This window comes from Azospirillum largimobile, from assembly GCF_977007025.2.
The window spans coordinates 105,993-122,953 of sequence record NZ_CDRMUA020000001.1; the positions used below are offsets into that span (position 1 = coordinate 105,993).

The following is a 16,961-nucleotide window of genomic DNA, read 5'->3' on the forward strand; positions in this document are numbered from 1 at the left end:
ACCGGATCGGCCGGGATCAGTGCCGGGTGCGGGCCGGGGTGACGTAGACGCCGTCCCAATCGACGCCGAACAGGGCGTCGTCGCCGGCCTCTTCGACCAGATCGTCATACTCGTGGGCCTCGATCAGCCCGAAGATGGACGCGGTGCCGGAGGCGTCCAGATCGCAGGTCACCACATGGCCGCCCACCTCGACCGAGGTGAAGAACACTTCCGGCAGTTCCATGCTGTCCAGGTCGGCGGTGACCGCGCTTTCGATCTCGTGGACGGTGCGGGAGGAGAGGGAGACCCGGAGCTTCGCCGCCTGGGAAGCCCAGACGATACGCTTCACGTGGGCCGGCTCCTTCATCTCCGCGATGCCCGACGCCTCGTCGCCTTGGCCGGCCATCGCGATCATCCGGGAAACCAGGGTCGAGGTGCTGCTGGGTGCGCGCATGGAAGCCTCCGCTCGTTCGATGACGACAGATTTGCGCGTAGGCGGTTAACGGGGTCTTAAGCCGGGGGCGAGGCTAAAGCCTTACCCCTGCTGGGGTATGGCCTATCCATTCGGTTCTAGGTGGCGGCAAGGGCGGCGGCGACACCTGCCGCGACCTGCGCATTGTTGCGGATCAGCGCGATGTTGGCGGTCAGGCTGCGCCCGCCGGTGATGCGCTCCAGCGCCGCCAGCAGGTGGGGGGTGATGTTCTTCCCCTTGATTCCATTGGATTCCGCGTCGGCCAGCGCCTGGGCGACGGCGGTTTCCATGGCGTCGGCGTCAAGCTCGTCGGCGGGTGGGATCGGGTTGGCTAGCAGCACGCCGCCTTCCAGGCCAAGCTGCCATTTCGCGCGCAGAATGTCTGCCACCGCGGTTACGTTGTCACAGCGATGATCGACGGGCAGGCCGCTGCGGCGGCTGTAGAAGGCCGGGAATTCGTCGGTGCCGAAGCCCAGCACCGGGACTCCGCGGGTCTCCAGCACCTCCAGCGTCTTGGGCAGGTCGAGAATCGACTTGGCCCCGGCGCAGACCACGCAGACCGACGTGCGCGCCAGTTCGTCCAGGTCGGCGGAGATGTCGAAGCTGGTCTCCGCCCCGCGATGCACGCCGCCGATGCCGCCGGTGGCGAAGACGGATATTCCTGCCAGCCGCGCCCCGATCATCGTCGCCGCAACCGTGGTGGCGCCGAGCGCCCGAGTCGCGATGGCGACGGGGAGGTCGCGGCGGCTGAGCTTGCGCACCCTGGTGCCGCCGGTCGCCAGACGCTCCAGCGCCTCGTCGTCCAGCCCGATGCGGATGCGCCCGTCCATCACCGCGATGGTGGCGGGGATGGCGCCGGCGGCCCGCACCTCCGCCTCCAGCGCGCGGGCAGTCTCCAGGTTGCGGGGGTAGGGCATACCGTGGGAGATCACCGTCGATTCCAGCGCCACCACCGGGCGCTTTCCGGCAAGCGCGTCGGCGACCTCGGGGGTGGGCAGCAGGATCGGGTGCATGCGCGATCTCTTCGATGTTGGGGGGCGGTTTTCGCGCCCTATATTAGGACGCATGTCCGCTGCACACCAATCCAATCCCGGCCAATCCAATCCGGGCCGCCCGCACCCCGACAGGTGGATCAAGGTCCTTCCCGAAGGACTCTATGTCGAGCCGGGGGGCTTCTACATCGACCCGGTGCGCCCGGTGGAGCGCGCGGTCGTCACCCACGGCCATTCCGACCATGCGAGGCCGGGCAACCGCCATGTTCTGGCGACTCCGGGCACGCTCGCCATCATGCGCCAGCGGATGGGGGCGGGGGTGGGGGGCAGCCTGCAGCCGCTGGACTATGGCGAGGGGCTGACCATCGGCGACGTCAGGGTCCGGCTGGTGCCGGCCGGCCATGTGCTGGGCAGCGCCCAGGTGGTGCTGGAGCATGCCGGGTCGCGCGTCGTCGTGTCGGGCGACTACAAGCGCCGCCTCGACCGCACCTGTGCGCCGTTCGAGCCGGTGCCCTGCGACGTCTTCGTCACCGAGGCGACCTTCGGCCTGCCGGTGTTCCGCCACCCGCCCGATCTGGGGGAGGTGGGAAAGCTGCTGCATTCGATGGCGCTGTTCCCGGAGCGCAGCCATGTCGTCGGCGTCTATGCGCTGGGCAAATGCCAGCGGCTGATCACGCTGCTGCGGGCGGCTGGGTACGACCGGCCGATCTGGCTGCATGGCGCGCTGGAGCCGCTGTGCCGGCTCTATAGCGATTGGGGGGTGGAGTTGGGGGAGCTGCGGCCGGCCACGGTCGCGGCGAAGGAGGATCTGAAGGGCGCCCTGGTGCTGGCCCCGCCGGCGGCGGTGGCCGACCGCTGGGCGCGGCGGCTGGCCGATCCGGTGGTGGCGATGGCGTCGGGCTGGATGCGGGTGCGCCAGCGCGCCCGCCAGCGCGGGGTGGAACTGCCGCTGGTCATCTCCGACCATGCCGACTGGGACGAGCTGTGCCAGACGCTGGAGGATGTCGGCGCGCCGGAGGTCTGGGTGACCCATGGCCGGGAGGAGGCGCTGGTCCATTACGCCACCAGCCGCGGCATCCGCGCCCGCGCCCTGGCGCTGATCGGCTTCGAGGACGAGGATTTGGAAGGCGAGCCTGAGAAGGCCGGGGAAGGAGAGGCGTCGTGAACCGCTTTGCCGCGCTGATCGACGCGCTGGTCTTCATGCCGTCGCGCAACGGCAAGATCCGCCTGCTGGTCGACCATTTCGCCACCACGCCGGATCCCGACCGCGGCTGGGCGCTGGCGGCGCTGACCGGAGCCCTGAGCTTCCGTGAAGCCAAGCCGGCGGCGATCCGCGAACTGGCGGCGACCAGGGTCGATCCGGATCTGCTGGCGCTGTCCTACGACTATGTCGGCGATCTGGCGGAGACGGTGGCGCTGATCTGGCCGGAGAGGCCGGCCATTTGGGCTGAGAGGGCCAACAGCCTGCCGCCCAGCCTGAACGAGGTGGTGGAGGGGCTGCAGGCCGCCAAGCGCGGGCAGGTGATGGGGCTGGTGGAGGGTTGGCTCGACACGCTCGATTCGTCGGGGCGCTTCGCCCTGCTGAAGCTGATCACCGGGGCGCTGCGCATCGGCGTGTCGGCGCGGCTGGCCAAGACGGCGCTGGCGGAATGGGGCAGGGCGGCCCGGCCGGAGGTGAGCGTCGATGACGTGGAGGAGGTCTGGCACGGGCTGAGCGCTCCTTATCCGGAGCTGTTCGCTTGGCTGGAGGGGCGGGCGGAGCGGCCGGCGGCCGGGTCCGGCGCCGGGTTCCGGCCGATGATGCTATCCCACCCGCTGGAGGAGGAGGATCGCGCCGCGCTCGACCCCGCCGCCTATGCCGCGGAATGGAAATGGGACGGCATCCGCGTGCAGATGGTGGCGCGCGGCGGGGAACGGCGGCTCTACAGCCGCACCGGCGACGACGTGTCGGGGGCTTTCCCGGACATCGTCGATCACATGAGCTTCGACGCGGTGCTGGACGGCGAACTGCTGGTGGCGCGCGACGGGGTGGTGGCGCCCTTCAACGATCTGCAGCAGCGGCTGAACCGCAAGACGGTGACGGCGCAGATGCTGCGCGACGGGCCGGCCTGGGTGCGGCTCTACGACATCCTGTTCGACGGAGAGGAGGATCTGCGCGGCCTGTCCTTCGTCGAACGGCGTGCCCGGTTGGAGCGCTGGTTCGAGGCGGTGCAGCCGCGGCGGATGGATTTGTCGCCGCTGGTGCCCTTCGGCGGCTGGGACGAGCTGGTGGCGATGCGCGAAGGTGCGCGGGAGAACGGCATCGAGGGGCTGATGCTGAAACGGCGCGACAGCGCCTATCTGGCCGGGCGGCCGAAGGGGCCGTGGTTCAAGTGGAAGCGTGGGGCGCTGACGCTCGACACCGTGATGATGTACGCCCAGCGCGGCCACGGGAAGCGGTCGAGCTATTATTCCGACTACACCTTCGGCGTCTGGCGCGGCGAGGAGCTGGTGCCGGTCGGCAAGGCCTATTCCGGTTTCACCGACGCCGAACTGATCGAACTGGACCGCTGGGTGCGCAACCACACCACCCGCCGCTACGGACCGGTGCGCGAGGTGGAGGCCGGGCTGGTGCTGGAGGTCGCCTTCGACAGCGTGCATCCGTCGACCCGGCACAAGAGCGGGCTGGCGATGCGCTTCCCGCGCGTCCACCGCATCCGCTGGGACAAGCCGGCGCACGAGGCGGACAGGCTGGAGACGCTGGCGGCGATGGTGGTGGGGTGAGGGTGAATTCTAGGGGACGTTAGACCCCCACCTAACCTCCCCCGTTGGGCGGGGGAGGGACTGCCGCCACTCTCCCGCCTAAGCACTTACCCCCTCCCCCGCCCAGCGGGGGAGGGTTGGGGTGGGGGCATTCAGCGGGCGCTCAACAGTCAGAAGCAGTGCCCTCAATACCCTTTCGCCTGCCCCCCGAAGACGCCCTTGGCCCAGGCGCCGATGCGGTGGCGCCACTGTTCGTGCCAGATGTAGACGCTACCCTTGACCCAGTTCATCTGGATCGCGCGGCGCTGGCCTTCGAAGGGATAGTGGCCGTGCCAGGAGGTGTCGCTGCGGCGGAAGCACATCAGGGTGCCTTCCTCCGGCGGGACCTCGGCGGCGTAATCCTCAAGGTTCTGGGTGCGCAGGATGCGCAGGCGGCCGCCGGTCGCCTCCCAGGGCGGGTTCATGTAGATCAGGACCGTGATGACCTTGCTGGCCGAATCCGGATGGATCTTGCCGTCGGTCGGCCGGCACATGCCGCGCGCCGTGAACATCGTCGGATAGTCCGACAGGTCGAGCCCGAACTTGTCGGAAAAGGCCTTGCAGACCTCCGGCCCCTTCAGTTCGGCGATCAGCCGGTCGAAGCTCGGCCCCTGGGGGAAGACGCCCAGCGGGATGGAGCCGGGCTTGTCGACCTTGGGATAGTCGCGGTGCAGATCCTCGAGAAACTCACGCTTCACGAAGCCGGGAACGCACAGGAAGTCGAAGGGGTCGTGCTGCAGAGGGGTGGCGCGGAACTTGTCCAGATCGAGCATGGACATGGGTACTGAACTCCCAACGAGCGTGCCGACAGTGGCATTGCCCCCCAAAACCGGCGTCACTTAAACACGACGGAAGTTTTATGCAATAGGTTTGTCAGGGAAGCAGAGTTCCTGCCGCGCCCGCCATTCGGGGCCGACATAGTTGACGATAATCGACTTGCGCACGCCGTCGATCGAACGTTTCTCGAACCCATGCCAAGTATTGCCGGCGGGGATGAAGATCAGGCCTTCATTGAAGGCGTAGGGCGCGCGGGCGACCACCGTCCGCGTCTCGTCCAGCACGTCGGTGCCCCAGTGCGAGCAGTTCGGCCCCTTGGACAGATAGATCAGCATCGTGAACTTCTTGACGCCGATGTCGGTGTGCGGCTCCAGCCAGAAGCCGTCGGTGTCCTGGCAATATTCGATGCGCAGGCTGGTGCCGGACAGGTCGACGTTGCAGGTGCGCTGGATCGCCTCCACCACCGGACGGCCCTGGAAAGCCTGGGCGACCGTCTCGCACACCGCGTATTTCGCCCGGTTCTCCTCGCCAAAGTAAGTGCGCGACGCGTTGTTGGTCTCGCGCTTGCCATAGGTGTCGGACACCCGCGGCGGCCCCCAGGGCAGATCGGCGATGGCGTCGGCGGCGTCCTCCGGCAGGGCTTCGGACAGCAGCCAATGAGTGTAGGGCGTCCCCGACAGCCGGCTGCGCTCCAGGCAACGGAGGAAGGAGGCCGAAACGGTGTCGGCGGTGGAGGTCGTGGCGAGCGTGTCGGCGGCGAGCGTGTCGGCGGCGGTCATGGCGGCGGCTGTCATGGCGGCGATTGATCCGGAAGGAAGGACGGCCCCCGACCGGCCTGGCGGAGGGCGGTCGGCTTGCCAGCGCTTATGGCATGGCCCGTCCCCGAACTCCGCAGGCAAAGGATCGCGCCGAAGGGGTGCGCGCATTGGTCGCGCCGCACCCCGCAGCCTTGTTACGCCAGACCGTGCCGCTTCCTGTGCGCGGGCAGGCGGCGCATCACCTCTTCGGCGACGATCCGCGTCTCGTCCATCGGCTGATAGCTCCAATGGTCGAGCGAGCCGTCGAAGGGCCGGGTGATGCCGTCCTGGTACAGGCCGTCATGGAAGGCGCGGAACTTGGGCGACCCGCCGTCCAGCTCGATCACATAGACCGGCTTGCCGGTGGAGCAGGCCTCCGACGTCATCGACACGCTGTCGCAGGTCACCACCACGGCGTCGGCGAGGCCGAGATAGGCGAAATAGGGGTTCTCGCCGGTGCCGTCCCACACCTCCGCCGGCAGGCCGGACAGGCGGGCGCGCAGGATCGCCTCGTTGTCGGCGCCGGTCCGGCGCGAAGGGGTGACCATCAGCCCGGCGCCATGGGTGCGCGTCAGGTTGGCCAGCCGTTCGGCCACGTCGCCCATGATGGTGGGCGTCAGGCGGTAGACGCCGTTGTCGCCGCCGATCAGCACGGCGATGCGCGGGTGCGGCAGATGGGCCAGCCGCGGGGCGAAGCGTTCGGCCGCGTCGGCCAGGATGGCGGGCGTCACCCGGTGCAGCGCGCCGCGCGTCACCAGCACGTTGTCGGCGCGCAGCTTGTCGTGGCGCGGCACGACGACCAGATCGAAATGCCGCGGGCTCATCACCGGATCCTGGATCTGGACGGTGAAGGTCCGCCCGCGCGACTGGCGGCGCACCGCCAGCGAGACGGCGATGGACTGCCGGCCGGTGCCGATCAGGATGTCGGGCCAGGGCGGCTCCACCGGATCGCCCTTGGGGCCGGCGGCGAAGCGGTTGCCGATGCGCCAGTAGGGGGTCAGCTGGCGCCAGGGGGTGCGCAGGCGGACACGCTTGATCACCGGCGTCAGGCCCAGCGCCTCGGCCAGCCCGATGCACTGGTTTTCCATGCCGGCCTTGCCGTCCGACACCACCCAGCAGGTCAAGGATTGCATGAGAACTCGGATCGTTGGGGCTGCGAAGGGGATTGCGGCGAAAAGACCGCTATCCGGGTTGCTCGCCCTTGCGGGGGTTTCGGTCTTGGCGTAGACACCATGCCCGTGTAATATCCTTTCTCCAAATCATCCCCGGAGCGACCGAGTAAAACCATGCGGCGGGTCAAACTCGACCGAATTGACCGTCGGATTCTGCGCGATCTGCAGAACGACGGCCGGATGACCAACGTGGAGCTTGCCCGACGTGCCGGCATCTCCGCTCCGCCCTGCCTGCGCCGCGTCCGCGCGCTGGAGGAGGCGGGATTCATCCGTGGCTACCACGCCGACGTCAACCCCGATGCACTGGGGTTTGGCGTCACGGTGTTCGCCCAGGTCGGCCTCAGCAGCCAGGCCGAAGCGGACCTAAAGAAATTCGAGGAGCTCGTCAACAGCTGGCCGCTCGTGCGTGAGTGCAACATGCTGGCCGGCGAATATGATTTCGTCCTGAAGATCGTGGCGGAGGACTGGGACGATTACCAGCGCTTCCTGACGACCAAGCTGACGTCGGCGCCCAACGTCGCCCATGTGAAGTCGGCCCTGTCGATCCGCACCAGCAAGCACACCCCCGGCGTTCCCATCGACGTCGATTCGCCCGACATCCCGGAAGGGACCGAGGACGACGAGGACGAGGATTTCGTCGAGGACGTGGCCGAGACGCCGCCCGCCCGCGCCACCCGGCGCTGAACGGGCAAGGCGTAAAGGCCTTTCTACAGGGAGGATGCGGCGAGCGCCTGGAGCAGGCCCGCCGCGGCTCCCCCCAGCACCACCCAATGGATCGCCATGGCCCGCCGGGTCAGGGCGTAGAGCGCGGCCAGCATGATCGCCCAGGCCCAGATCAGGCTCCCCGTGCCGTGCTGCCCGTCCGGCAGCAGAACCGCCATCCCCAGGTAGACGCCCAGGTTCAGGATCACCCCCACCACCGCCGCGGCGATGGCGGCCAGCGCCCCCGCGGCCAGACGGTTGTGGATCAGCCGCTCCACATAGGGGGCTCCGGCGAAGATGAACAGGAAGCAGGGCAGGAAGGTGACGTAGGTCGTCAGCGCCGCCCCCAGCGTTCCCGCGACCCCCGGCGACAGCGCGCCCGGCCGGTTCCAGCCGGCGAAGAAGCCGACATACTGCGTCACGAGGATCAGCGGCCCCGGCGTCGTCTCCGCCAGCGCCAGCCCGTCGACCATCTCGCGCGGGCCGAGCCAGCCATAGGCGTCCACCGCCTGCCCGGCGATATAGGGCAGCACGGCATAGGCGCCGCCGAAGGTGACGAAGGCCGCCTTGGTGAACAACGCCGCGATGCCACGCCAGGGATCGGTCCCGAAGGCCAGCAGCACCGCCCCCACCGGCACCGCCCACAGCAGGACGAACAGCGCCGCCAGGACCAGCAGCCGGCCGGGCCTGGGCGCCGGCTCCGCCGCGTCTTCCACGGCATCGCCGTCCGCCACCGGATGCGGGTGGGCGAACCAGTGGCGGCCCATCCGCGCCGCGACGCCGCCGATCACCGCCGCGGTGCCGATGACCAGCGGGAAGGGCAGGTTCAGCGCGAACAGCGCCAGGAAGGCGGCGCCGGCCATCGCCACCGCCGCCGGCCCCTTCAGCGTGCGGCGGCCCATCCGCCAGACCGCGGCGACGATGATCGCCACCACCGCCGGCTTGATGCCATCGAACAGCGCAGCCACCAGCCCGGTGTCGCCATGGGCGGCGGCGATCCAGGACAGGGCGAGCAGGACAAGGGCGCCCGGCAGCACGAACAGTCCGCCCGCCACCAACCCGCCGCGCACCCCGTGCAGCCGCCATCCGATGTAAGTGGCGAGCTGCTGCGCCTCCGGACCCGGCAGCAGCATGCAGAAGTTCAGCGCGTGCAGGAACCGCGTCTGGTCGATCCAGCGGCGGCGGTCGACCAGCTCGCTTTGCATCATCGCGATCTGCCCGGCCGGTCCGCCGAAGCTGGTCAGCCCCAGCCTCAGCCAATAGAGGCAGAAGACGCCGAAGGCGGGGATCGCCGCGGACGGCGGCGGGGCGGGTGCCGGAGCGGGCGGGGCGGGGGCGTCGGTCATGGGTCCGCACCCTAGCGCAAATGGAGCCGCAAGGCAGCGTCCACCATCGGGCAGGGCGGGTTCCGGGGACAATTGAGGGGCGGGCATGGTCTTCCGCGGCGCCGGGGTTTAATATTGCAACCGCGAGCGCCGCCGTCGTGGCCGGCGCCGGGTGTCGGGGACGCTGGAGAATGAAGGCTTCCGCCCGCGGTCGCGCGGCTGTGTTGGGTGCGGCGCTGTGTGCCGGTATCGGGTTGTTCGCCGCCGGGATGTCGACCGTGGCGGCACCGGCCCATGCCGCGGTCGGCGTGCATGCCGAAGAGATCGTCCGCTTTCCGTCCACCGATGGCGACCTGACCGGCGGGGCGCCGACGATGCTGACAGGGCGGCTGCTGCGTCCCTCGGGCGCCGGTCCGCACCCGGCGGTGGTCATGCTGCATGGCTGCGGCGGCCTTTATGCGCGCAACGGCCGGGTGTCGCCGCGCCATGTCTGGTGGGCGACCCACCTGCAGCGCCAGGGCTACGAGGTGCTGATGGTCGACAGCTTCGGCCCGCGCGATGTGGACGAGGTCTGCACCACCGCGTTGAAGGATCGCACCGTCCGCGCCACGGTGGAGCGCAAGCGCGATGCCTGGGGGGCGCTGGCCTTCCTGCGCAGGCGGCCGGAGGTGGACCATGACCGCATCGGCCTGATCGGCTGGTCGCAGGGGGCGGGCACCGTGCTGGCCGCCTATGGCGCCGGGGAAGACGGGCCGGCGGGATCGGAAGCCGGCGGATTCCGTGCCGCCGTGGCCTTCTATCCCGGTTGCCGTGCGCCGCTGAGCAATGAGGACTGGCAGCCCGACGGTCCGCTGCTGCTGCTGGTCGGCGACAAGGACGACTGGACACCGCCGGAGGCCTGCGTCGAGCTGGCCGGGCGCGAGGGCGTGAAGGACAGGATGGAACTGGTGGTCTATCCCGACGCCTACCACGGCTTCGACGCGCCCGACGCCCCGGTGCGCAAGCGCAAGGACCTCGCCACCGCACCCGATGGAACGGCCCATGTCGGCACGAACGAAGACGCCCGCTCGGACGCGATCCGGCGGGTGACGGAATTCTTCAGGGATAAGCTGCGGGGGTGAGTGGGGGCTAAGCGTCCCCTCTCCCCCCTGGGGAGAGGGTTAGGGTGAGGGGGACGCGTAGCGAGGATTACGTCAGAGGCAAAGGCGTAGCGCGCCGGGTGGCGTCACGCGGTGCATCCCCCTCACCCCGACCCTCTCCCCGGGGGGGAGAGGGGATTTGGGGGGGAGGGTTACACCCTCAGCGGAACTCGACCGAAACGATCTCGTACAGCTTGGAGCCGCCGGGGGTGGAGACTTCCACGCTGTCACCGACGGACTTGTTGATCAGGGCGCGGGCCAGCGGCGCCTGGATCGACAGCAGGCGGTTCTTGATGTCGCTCTCGTCCTGGCCGACGATCTGGTAGGTCGTCTCCTCGTCCGTGTCCTGGTCGGCCAGGGTCACGGTCGCACCGAACTTCACGGTATTGCCCGTCAGCTTGGCCGGGTCGATGACCTCGGCACGGCTGATCTTGTCCTCAAGCTCCAGCACGCGGCCTTCGATGAAGCTCTGACGTTCGCGCGCCGCGTGATACTCGGCGTTTTCCGAAAGGTCGCCGTGTTCGCGGGCTTCCGCGATGGCTTTGATGACCGCCGGGCGTTCGGTGATCTTAAGGTGCTTCAATTCCTCCTGGAGGCGGTTGAAGCCCGCCGCTGTCATCGGAACTTTTTCCATGTTCGGTCCATCACCGCTTGCAGTCGTTCGACCTGTCCAAAGCGACATCAAGGACGAAGACGGCGCGGAGGAGGTCCGCCGCGCCGTCGTCCGTCCTTAATACGATCCGCTAAGGTACGACTGCAACGGGGCGACTTCAAGGCTGCCGTTCCGGAGTGCGGCAATCGCTTCCACTGCCGCGCGTGCGCCCGCCACGGTGGTGTAATACGGAATGTTGTAGGTCAGCGCGGTGCGACGCAGGCTGAAGCTGTCGGACAGCGCCTGGGCGCCTTCCGTGGTGTTGATGACCAGATGCACGTCGCCGTTGATCATGGCGTCGACGATGTGCGGTTGCCCTTCCACCACCTTGTTGATGGTCTCCGCCGGCACGCCGGCGTCGCTCAGCACCTTGGCGGTGCCCGACGTGGCGAGGATGCGGAAACCCATGTCGTGCAGCTTCTTGGAGATCACCGCCAGCGCCGGCTTGTCGCGGTCCTTGACCGAGACGAAGACGCTGCCCTTGACCGGCAGGGTGACGCCGGCGCCGAGCTGCGCCTTGGCGAAGGCGAGCGCGAAGTTGTGGTCGAGGCCCATGACCTCGCCCGTCGACTTCATCTCCGGACCCAGAACGATGTCGACGCCGGGGAAGCGGGCGAAGGGGAAGACCGCTTCCTTGACCGCGGTGTGCGGCGGCGTCGGGCCGTTCAGGGTGAAGGCGCCCAGCTTCTCCCCCGCCATGACGCGGGCGGCGATCTTGGCGATGGCGGTGCCGGTGGCCTTGGCGACGAAGGGCACCGTGCGGCTGGCGCGCGGGTTGACCTCCAGGATGTAGACGGTGCCGTCCTTGACCGCGAACTGCACGTTCATCAGCCCGACCACCTTCAGCGCATGGGCGAGCGCGTCCGACTGGCGGTTGATCTCGGCGATGATGTCGGCCGGCAGCGTGTAGGGCGGCAGGGCGCAGGCGCTGTCGCCGGAATGGATGCCGGCCTCCTCGATGTGCTCCATCACGCCGGCGACGTACACGTCGGTGCCGTCGCAGACGACGTCGACGTCGACCTCGATGGCGTCCTGCAGATAGCTGTCGATCAGAACCGGGTTCTTGCCCGACACCTGCACGGCGGTGCCCATGTAGCGCTGGAGCCCGGCCATGTCGTGGACGATCTCCATCGCCCGGCCGCCCAGCACGTAGGACGGACGGATGACGACCGGGAAGCCGATGCGGGTGGCCACCGCCTCCGCCTCTTCCAGCGAGCGGGCGAGGCCGTTGGCCGGCTGCTTCAGGTTCAGCTCATGCAGCAGCTTCTGGAAGCGCTCGCGATCCTCGGCCAGATCGATGGCGTCGGGCGAGGTGCCCAGGATCGGGATGCCGGCGGCTTCCAGCGCGGCGGCGAGCTTCAGCGGGGTCTGGCCGCCGAACTGCACGATGCAGCCCAGCACATTGCCCTTGCGCTGCTCCACCCGCACCAGCTCCACCACGTCCTCGGCCGTCAGCGGCTCGAAATACAGGCGGTCGGCGGTGTCGTAGTCGGTGGAGACGGTCTCCGGGTTGCAGTTGACCATGATGGTCTCGATGCCGGCCTCCTGCAGGGCGTAGACGGCATGGACGCAGCAATAGTCGAACTCGATGCCCTGGCCGATGCGGTTCGGACCGCCGCCGAGGATGACGACCTTCTTCGCTTCGGTCGGGTCGGACTCGCACTCCGCCTCGCCGGTCCCGTCGGTCTCGTAGGTCGAGTACATGTAGGGGGTGGCGGAGGCGAATTCGGCGGCGCAGGTGTCGATGCGCTTGTAGACCGGGGTGACGCCGGCCATGCGGCGCGCTGCGGCGACCGCGGCCTCGGTGGTCTTGGCCAGCTCGGCCAGACGGGCGTCGGAGAAGCCCATCTGCTTCAGCTTCAGCCAGCCGGCCTTGTCGGTCGGCAGGCCGTCGGCGCGGATCGCCGCCTCGCGGTCGGTGATCGCCTTGATCTGCTCAAGGAACCACGGGTCGTACTTGGAGACGGCCTGGACCTCGTCAACGGTGAAGCCGTGGCGGAAGGCCTGGGCGATCACCAGCAGTCGGTCGGGCGTCGGGGTGGCGAGCGCGCCGCGGATGGCGGTGCGGTCCGGGTTCTCCTCCCCGCCGATCTTCAGCTCGTTGAAGCCGGTCAGGCCGGTCTCCATCGAACGCAGGGCCTTCTGCACCGACTCCTGGAAGGTGCGGCCGATCGACATCGCCTCGCCCACCGACTTCATCGAGGTGGTCAGCAGCGGCTCCGACCCCTTGAACTTCTCGAAGGTGAAGCGCGGCATCTTGGTGACGACATAGTCGATCGTCGGCTCGAAGCTCGCGGGCGTGGTGCCGGTGATGTCGTTGGTCAGCTCGTCCAGGCGGTAGCCGACGGCCAGCTTGGCGGCGATCTTGGCGATCGGGAAGCCGGTGGCCTTGGAGGCCAGCGCCGAGGAGCGCGACACGCGCGGGTTCATCTCGATCACGATCAGGCGGCCGTTGGCCGGGTTGACCGCGAACTGGACGTTCGACCCGCCGGTGTCCACACCGATCTCGCGCAGCACCGCGATCGAGGCGTTGCGCATGATCTGGTATTCTTTGTCGGTCAGCGTCAGCGCCGGGGCGACGGTGATCGAGTCGCCGGTGTGGACGCCCATCGGATCGATGTTCTCGATGGAGCAGACGATGATGCAGTTGTCGGCGCCGTCGCGCACGACCTCCATCTCGTATTCCTTCCAGCCCAGCACCGATTCCTCGATCAGCACCTCGCCGACCGGGCTGGCGCGCAGGCCGCCGCGCACGATGTCCTCGAACTCCGCCCGGTTGTAGGCGATGCCGCCGCCGGTGCCGGCCAGGGTGAAGCTGGGACGGATGATCGCCGGCAGCCCGACGAACTCCAGCGCCTCCATCGCCTCGTCCAGCGTGCGGACCATGCGCGACTTCGGCGATTCGAGGCCCAGCTTGTCCATGGCGTCGCGGAAGAGGATGCGGTCCTCGGCCTTGGCGATGACGTCGCGCTTGGCGCCGATCATCTCCACGCCGAGGCGCTCCAGCGTGCCGTCGTCGGACAGCGCCATCGCCGTGTTCAGCGCGGTCTGGCCGCCCATGGTCGGCAGCAGGGCGTCGGGACGCTCCTTCTCCAGGATCTTGGCGACGACGGCCGGGGTGATCGGCTCGATGTAGGTGGCGTCGGCCAGACCGGGGTCGGTCATGATGGTGGCCGGGTTGGAGTTGACGAGGATGACCCGGTAGCCTTCCTCGCGCAGCGCCTTGCAGGCCTGAACGCCGGAATAATCGAACTCGCATGCCTGTCCGATGACGATCGGACCCGCGCCGATGATGCAGATGGATTTGATGTCGGTGCGTTTGGGCATGGGTCCGCTTCTCTGAAGTGTGGTCAGCCGAAAACCCCCCGGCGCCGGGGGACCGGAGACGGAGAGCGGGGATGGGCATGTCGTGCAAGGCCCCCTTATAGGGGGTTCCGGGCCGGGGGGGAAGGGGTGGCATGGATGTCACCCTCGCATGACTGAATCTCGGGCGCGGCACCGTGGGGCCATGCGGGCCTTGAACCGCCGGGGAAAGGGAGGCATCAATTCCCATTCTCCCTTTTTCGGGTCCCCTTTGGAGATACGCCCCCATGAGCCACGCATTCGCCAAGGACAGCCGCGCCTGCGCCGCCTGCGTCTCGTGGGGCGGGGAGCGCGCGCTGTCGGAGGACAACACGCTGGTGTATGTGGCCCGCCACGGGGTGGAGGGCGAATGCCGCACCGCCAGCAGCCAGGACTACCGCCGCATCACCAAGGGCTATCACACCTGCAGCGCCTGGGCGCCGCTGCCGATGCTGAAGAAGCATGGCGGACGGATCGGACATACGGCCGCCGGGCAGGCGCATGCGCCCGTCACCGCCGCGGCGTCGCGGCCGATGCCGCCGGTGTCCCGGCCGGTGCCGGCCGCCGCCGCCTTCGCCGACGCGCCGGTCGCGACTCCGGTGCTCGACGTGCCGCCGCCTCCCTGCCGGGCCGACCCGATCGACGTGGAGCAGTCGCCGCAGGTCCGCGTGCTCTACACCCATTGGCTCCGGCTGAAGCGCAAGCGCCGCATGCCGCTGGCCGCCGAGATCGACACCGCGCAGGTGCGCGAGAGCGTGCCGCGCATCGCCCTGATGGAGCCGACCGCCGACGGCAGCGATTTCGTCTACAAATCCTGCGGCCGCGCGCTGCAGCGCCGGCTGGACGGGCGGCCGACGACGCGTCGGGTGACCGAATGCCACCCGGAGCAGGCGGCGCGGCGCTGGCTGTCCGACCTGCGTGCGTGCCTGGAGAGCGGCGAGCCGCGCTGCCTGCTGGTGCGCGACGACCCGATGCTGCCGGGGGCGAAGTTTGTCGAACTGCTGCTGCCGCTGGCCGACGTGGAGGGCGGCCCGGCGACGCGCGTGCTGGCCTACCGTCATGTGCCGGGCGGCTGAGGGAGGCGGCAATGAGCGACGTTCGGAAAGAGGAGCCGAAGGGGGAAGGACCCGGGCCGGAGATCGTCGGCGTCTGGCCGGCGGCGGTGTGGATCGTCGTCGGCGCCGGGCATTACCTGAACGACCCCGACCATTTCGCCGGCTGGAAGGGCGCGCTGTACTTCGTGCTGGGAACGGGGGTGGTGGCGCTGGTCGGCGGCATCGCCAGCCTGTCGGCCCGCCGCACCGTCGCCGGCATCCAGGAACGCCTGCTGAAGGAGGTCCGCCACCGCCGCGATTGGGCGAGTTGGTGGGTGGCGCTGGCTTTGCGCGGGCTGATCGGACTGGGCGAGGCTGTGCTGGTGACGCTGCTGGCGATGTGGACGGTGGCGATGCTGGGGTGAGGTGGAGGCCCCCTCAAGATATTGCCCCCTCCCTAACCCTCCCCCGCGTTCCGCGGGAGAGGGAACTCCGCCGCTCTGCGACTGACCCCCTCTCCCACCGAAGGTGGGGGAGGGTTGGGGAGGGGGCATTCGAAGCCACCACGTTTCCCGTGAAACGCAAACAGCCCCGCTCCTTCCGGAGACGGGGCTGTTGCAGCAACTAGGCGCTCACTTCTGGCTGGTCTTCATGGTCCAGCCCGGCTCCACCCCATGCATGTCCGGCAGGCGGTGGGCGATGCCCTTGTGGCAGTCGATGCAGGTGTTCTGGCCGGTGAACAGGTAGGTCTCGTGCATGTTCGCGGCGCGCGGGTTCTGCTTGGTGATGTCCATGGAGTCCGCGCTGTGGCAGTTGCGGCATTCCAGCGAGTTGTTGGACTTCAGCCGCGCCCATTCGTGCTCGGCCAGCTCGCGGCGCTTGTCCAGGAACTTCTCGCGGGTGTCGATGGTGCCGAAGATCTTGCCCCAGACCTCCTTCGACGCCTGCATCTTGCGGGCGATCTTGTCGGTCCATTCGTGCGGGACGTGGCAGTCGGGGCAACTGGCGCGCACGCCCGACCGGTTGGTGAAGTGGATGGTCTGCTTCAGCTCCTCATAGGGATTGTCCCGCATCTCGTGGCAGCTGATGCAGAAGGCCTCCTTGTTGGTCGCCTCCAGGGCGGTGTTGAAGCCGCCCCAGAAGAGGACGCCGGCGATGAAGCCGCCCAGCGTCAAGAAGCCCAGGCTGAAGTGGACGCTGGGGCGGGCGAACAGCCGCCACAGGCACGTAAGGGCGGATCGGATCGTCATTTCTGGCCGCCTTGGGCATGGCCCAGGACCGCGTCGAAGTCGCGGAAGCTGTTGGGAACGATCGGCTGCGCGTCCGTCTGCTGGACGTGGCACTGGGTGCAGAAGTAGCGGCGCGCCGCCACCGTGCCCAGCGTCTGGCCGTCACGGTCCTGGAAATGGGTGACCGACAGCATCGGCGCCTGCGAGCCGGCCGTGTTGCGGCGGTCGTGGCAGGTCAGGCACTTGTTGATGTTCAGGTCGATCTGGTAATCGCGGATGGCATGCGGGATCAGCGGCGGCTGGTCGGCGTAGTTGCGCACGCGCTTCTGGTCGTCGGTGATCTCGCGGTGGGTCGCCTCGACCGGGACATCCAGCGTGATCGGATGGTTGGCGGAGGGGACCTTGATCCCCCCCACGGTGCCGGTGGCGTTGGCGGCGGCCACAACAGGCTTGTCGGCAGCGATAGCGATGCCGGCGGTGGGGCCGGAGGTGACGCCGATGGTCAGGGCCGGGACGCCGGCCAGAAAGGCCAGCGCGGCGATCAGGAAACGGGTCTTCATGATGCCGA

Annotated in this window: 16 protein-coding genes; 6 read left to right on the top strand and 10 right to left on the bottom strand. The window is 68.8% G+C overall.

Annotated features, from left to right (window positions below):
- Nucleotides 1–16 precede the first annotated feature (16 nt).
- The gene (locus ACWPKK_RS00485) at nucleotides 17–433 is read right to left on the bottom strand and encodes a hypothetical protein (protein ID WP_452000354.1); all 417 of its coding nucleotides are present in this window, start codon (nucleotides 431–433) and stop codon (nucleotides 17–19) included.
- 116 nt (nucleotides 434–549) lie between these two features.
- Nucleotides 550–1,464, bottom strand: a complete 915-nt coding sequence (locus ACWPKK_RS00490; RefSeq protein WP_452000356.1) for a pseudouridine-5'-phosphate glycosidase — start codon at nucleotides 1,462–1,464, stop codon at nucleotides 550–552.
- A 52-nt stretch (nucleotides 1,465–1,516) separates the two neighbouring features.
- Between ACWPKK_RS00490 and ACWPKK_RS00495 the strand changes: the two genes are divergently transcribed.
- Together ACWPKK_RS00495 and ACWPKK_RS00500 are read left to right on the top strand one after the other, a co-directional pair.
- Entirely contained in the window at nucleotides 1,517–2,608 is a 1,092-nt protein-coding gene (locus ACWPKK_RS00495) for a ligase-associated DNA damage response exonuclease (RefSeq protein WP_452000358.1), read from the top strand.
- The gene (locus ACWPKK_RS00500; RefSeq protein ID WP_452000360.1) at nucleotides 2,605–4,206 is read left to right on the top strand and encodes a cisplatin damage response ATP-dependent DNA ligase; all 1,602 of its coding nucleotides are present in this window, start codon (nucleotides 2,605–2,607) and stop codon (nucleotides 4,204–4,206) included. Before ACWPKK_RS00495 ends, ACWPKK_RS00500 begins: the two co-directional genes overlap by 4 nt.
- A gap of 164 nt (nucleotides 4,207–4,370) precedes the next feature.
- Here ACWPKK_RS00500 and ACWPKK_RS00505 read toward each other — a convergent pair whose 3' ends face one another.
- The 3 genes from ACWPKK_RS00505 to ACWPKK_RS00515 form a co-directional block, all read right to left on the bottom strand.
- A complete protein-coding gene (locus ACWPKK_RS00505; RefSeq protein ID WP_452000361.1) occupies nucleotides 4,371–5,003 on the bottom strand; it encodes a 2OG-Fe(II) oxygenase in 633 nt (210 codons plus the stop codon).
- Nucleotides 5,004–5,081: 78 nt separating this feature from the next.
- Nucleotides 5,082–5,795 carry a 2OG-Fe(II) oxygenase gene (locus tag ACWPKK_RS00510; protein WP_452000363.1) on the bottom strand — a complete coding sequence of 238 codons (714 nt, stop codon included), beginning with the start codon at nucleotides 5,793–5,795 and terminating at the stop codon, nucleotides 5,082–5,084.
- Nucleotides 5,796–5,953: 158 nt separating this feature from the next.
- Nucleotides 5,954–6,931, bottom strand: a complete 978-nt coding sequence (locus tag ACWPKK_RS00515; RefSeq protein WP_324869710.1) for a mitochondrial fission ELM1 family protein — start codon at nucleotides 6,929–6,931, stop codon at nucleotides 5,954–5,956.
- A 153-nt stretch (nucleotides 6,932–7,084) separates the two neighbouring features.
- On the opposite strand from ACWPKK_RS00515, the gene ACWPKK_RS00520 reads away from it, so the two are divergent.
- On the top strand, nucleotides 7,085–7,654 hold the full coding sequence (locus tag ACWPKK_RS00520) for an Lrp/AsnC family transcriptional regulator (protein WP_324869711.1): 570 nt from the start codon (nucleotides 7,085–7,087) through the stop codon (nucleotides 7,652–7,654).
- Nucleotides 7,655–7,677: 23 nt separating this feature from the next.
- Here ACWPKK_RS00520 and chrA read toward each other — a convergent pair whose 3' ends face one another.
- Nucleotides 7,678–9,018, bottom strand: coding sequence for a chromate efflux transporter (gene chrA, locus ACWPKK_RS00525; RefSeq protein ID WP_452000366.1), 1,341 nt, complete (start codon nucleotides 9,016–9,018; stop codon nucleotides 7,678–7,680).
- 170 nt (nucleotides 9,019–9,188) lie between these two features.
- Here chrA and ACWPKK_RS00530 point away from each other — a divergent pair, with 170 nt between their 5' ends.
- Nucleotides 9,189–10,118: a dienelactone hydrolase family protein gene (locus ACWPKK_RS00530; RefSeq protein ID WP_452000368.1), complete on the top strand. Its 930-nt coding sequence runs from the start codon at nucleotides 9,189–9,191 to the stop codon at nucleotides 10,116–10,118.
- A gap of 178 nt (nucleotides 10,119–10,296) precedes the next feature.
- On the opposite strand, the gene greA is transcribed toward ACWPKK_RS00530, so the two are convergent.
- Both greA and carB read right to left on the bottom strand, forming a co-directional pair.
- Nucleotides 10,297–10,770, bottom strand: coding sequence for a transcription elongation factor GreA (gene greA, locus ACWPKK_RS00535; RefSeq protein ID WP_063633617.1), 474 nt, complete (start codon nucleotides 10,768–10,770; stop codon nucleotides 10,297–10,299).
- A gap of 96 nt (nucleotides 10,771–10,866) precedes the next feature.
- A complete protein-coding gene (carB, locus tag ACWPKK_RS00540) occupies nucleotides 10,867–14,115 on the bottom strand; it encodes a carbamoyl-phosphate synthase large subunit (RefSeq protein WP_452000369.1) in 3,249 nt (1,082 codons plus the stop codon).
- A 263-nt stretch (nucleotides 14,116–14,378) separates the two neighbouring features.
- Here carB and ACWPKK_RS00545 point away from each other — a divergent pair, with 263 nt between their 5' ends.
- Complete coding sequence (locus ACWPKK_RS00545) at nucleotides 14,379–15,206, top strand: hypothetical protein (protein WP_452000371.1); 828 nt, start codon at nucleotides 14,379–14,381, stop codon at nucleotides 15,204–15,206.
- Nucleotides 15,207–15,217: 11 nt separating this feature from the next.
- Nucleotides 15,218–15,589 carry a hypothetical protein gene (locus ACWPKK_RS00550; RefSeq protein WP_452000373.1) on the top strand — a complete coding sequence of 124 codons (372 nt, stop codon included), beginning with the start codon at nucleotides 15,218–15,220 and terminating at the stop codon, nucleotides 15,587–15,589.
- Nucleotides 15,590–15,796: 207 nt separating this feature from the next.
- On the opposite strand, the gene ACWPKK_RS00555 is transcribed toward ACWPKK_RS00550, so the two are convergent.
- Nucleotides 15,797–16,414 carry a NapC/NirT family cytochrome c gene (locus ACWPKK_RS00555; protein ID WP_310117358.1) on the bottom strand — a complete coding sequence of 206 codons (618 nt, stop codon included), beginning with the start codon at nucleotides 16,412–16,414 and terminating at the stop codon, nucleotides 15,797–15,799.
- Nucleotides 16,411–16,953 (bottom strand): nitrate reductase cytochrome c-type subunit, encoded by a 543-nt coding sequence (locus ACWPKK_RS00560; protein WP_452000375.1) that lies wholly within the window; start codon nucleotides 16,951–16,953, stop codon nucleotides 16,411–16,413. Before ACWPKK_RS00560 ends, ACWPKK_RS00555 begins: the two co-directional genes overlap by 4 nt.
- Nucleotides 16,954–16,961: the final 8 nt, after the last annotated feature.

What these genes read in the sequence shown, in the direction of transcription:
- ACWPKK_RS00485 (WP_452000354.1), bottom strand. Translation starts at nt 433, where the DNA reads ATGCGCGCACCCAGCAGCACCTCGACCCTGGTTTCCCGGATGATCGCG.
- ACWPKK_RS00490 (WP_452000356.1), bottom strand. Translation starts at nt 1,464, where the DNA reads ATGCACCCGATCCTGCTGCCCACCCCCGAGGTCGCCGACGCGCTTGCC.
- ACWPKK_RS00495 (WP_452000358.1), top strand. Translation starts at nt 1,517, where the DNA reads ATGTCCGCTGCACACCAATCCAATCCCGGCCAATCCAATCCGGGCCGC.
- ACWPKK_RS00505 (WP_452000361.1), bottom strand. Translation starts at nt 5,003, where the DNA reads ATGTCCATGCTCGATCTGGACAAGTTCCGCGCCACCCCTCTGCAGCAC.
- ACWPKK_RS00510 (WP_452000363.1), bottom strand. Translation starts at nt 5,795, where the DNA reads ATGACAGCCGCCGCCATGACCGCCGCCGACACGCTCGCCGCCGACACG.
- ACWPKK_RS00515 (WP_324869710.1), bottom strand. Translation starts at nt 6,931, where the DNA reads ATGCAATCCTTGACCTGCTGGGTGGTGTCGGACGGCAAGGCCGGCATG.
- ACWPKK_RS00520 (WP_324869711.1), top strand. Translation starts at nt 7,085, where the DNA reads ATGCGGCGGGTCAAACTCGACCGAATTGACCGTCGGATTCTGCGCGAT.
- chrA (WP_452000366.1), bottom strand. Translation starts at nt 9,018, where the DNA reads ATGACCGACGCCCCCGCCCCGCCCGCTCCGGCACCCGCCCCGCCGCCG.
- ACWPKK_RS00530 (WP_452000368.1), top strand. Translation starts at nt 9,189, where the DNA reads ATGAAGGCTTCCGCCCGCGGTCGCGCGGCTGTGTTGGGTGCGGCGCTG.
- greA (WP_063633617.1), bottom strand. Translation starts at nt 10,770, where the DNA reads ATGGAAAAAGTTCCGATGACAGCGGCGGGCTTCAACCGCCTCCAGGAG.
- carB (WP_452000369.1), bottom strand. Translation starts at nt 14,115, where the DNA reads ATGCCCAAACGCACCGACATCAAATCCATCTGCATCATCGGCGCGGGT.
- ACWPKK_RS00545 (WP_452000371.1), top strand. Translation starts at nt 14,379, where the DNA reads ATGAGCCACGCATTCGCCAAGGACAGCCGCGCCTGCGCCGCCTGCGTC.
- ACWPKK_RS00550 (WP_452000373.1), top strand. Translation starts at nt 15,218, where the DNA reads ATGAGCGACGTTCGGAAAGAGGAGCCGAAGGGGGAAGGACCCGGGCCG.
- ACWPKK_RS00555 (WP_310117358.1), bottom strand. Translation starts at nt 16,414, where the DNA reads ATGACGATCCGATCCGCCCTTACGTGCCTGTGGCGGCTGTTCGCCCGC.
- ACWPKK_RS00560 (WP_452000375.1), bottom strand. Translation starts at nt 16,953, where the DNA reads ATGAAGACCCGTTTCCTGATCGCCGCGCTGGCCTTTCTGGCCGGCGTC.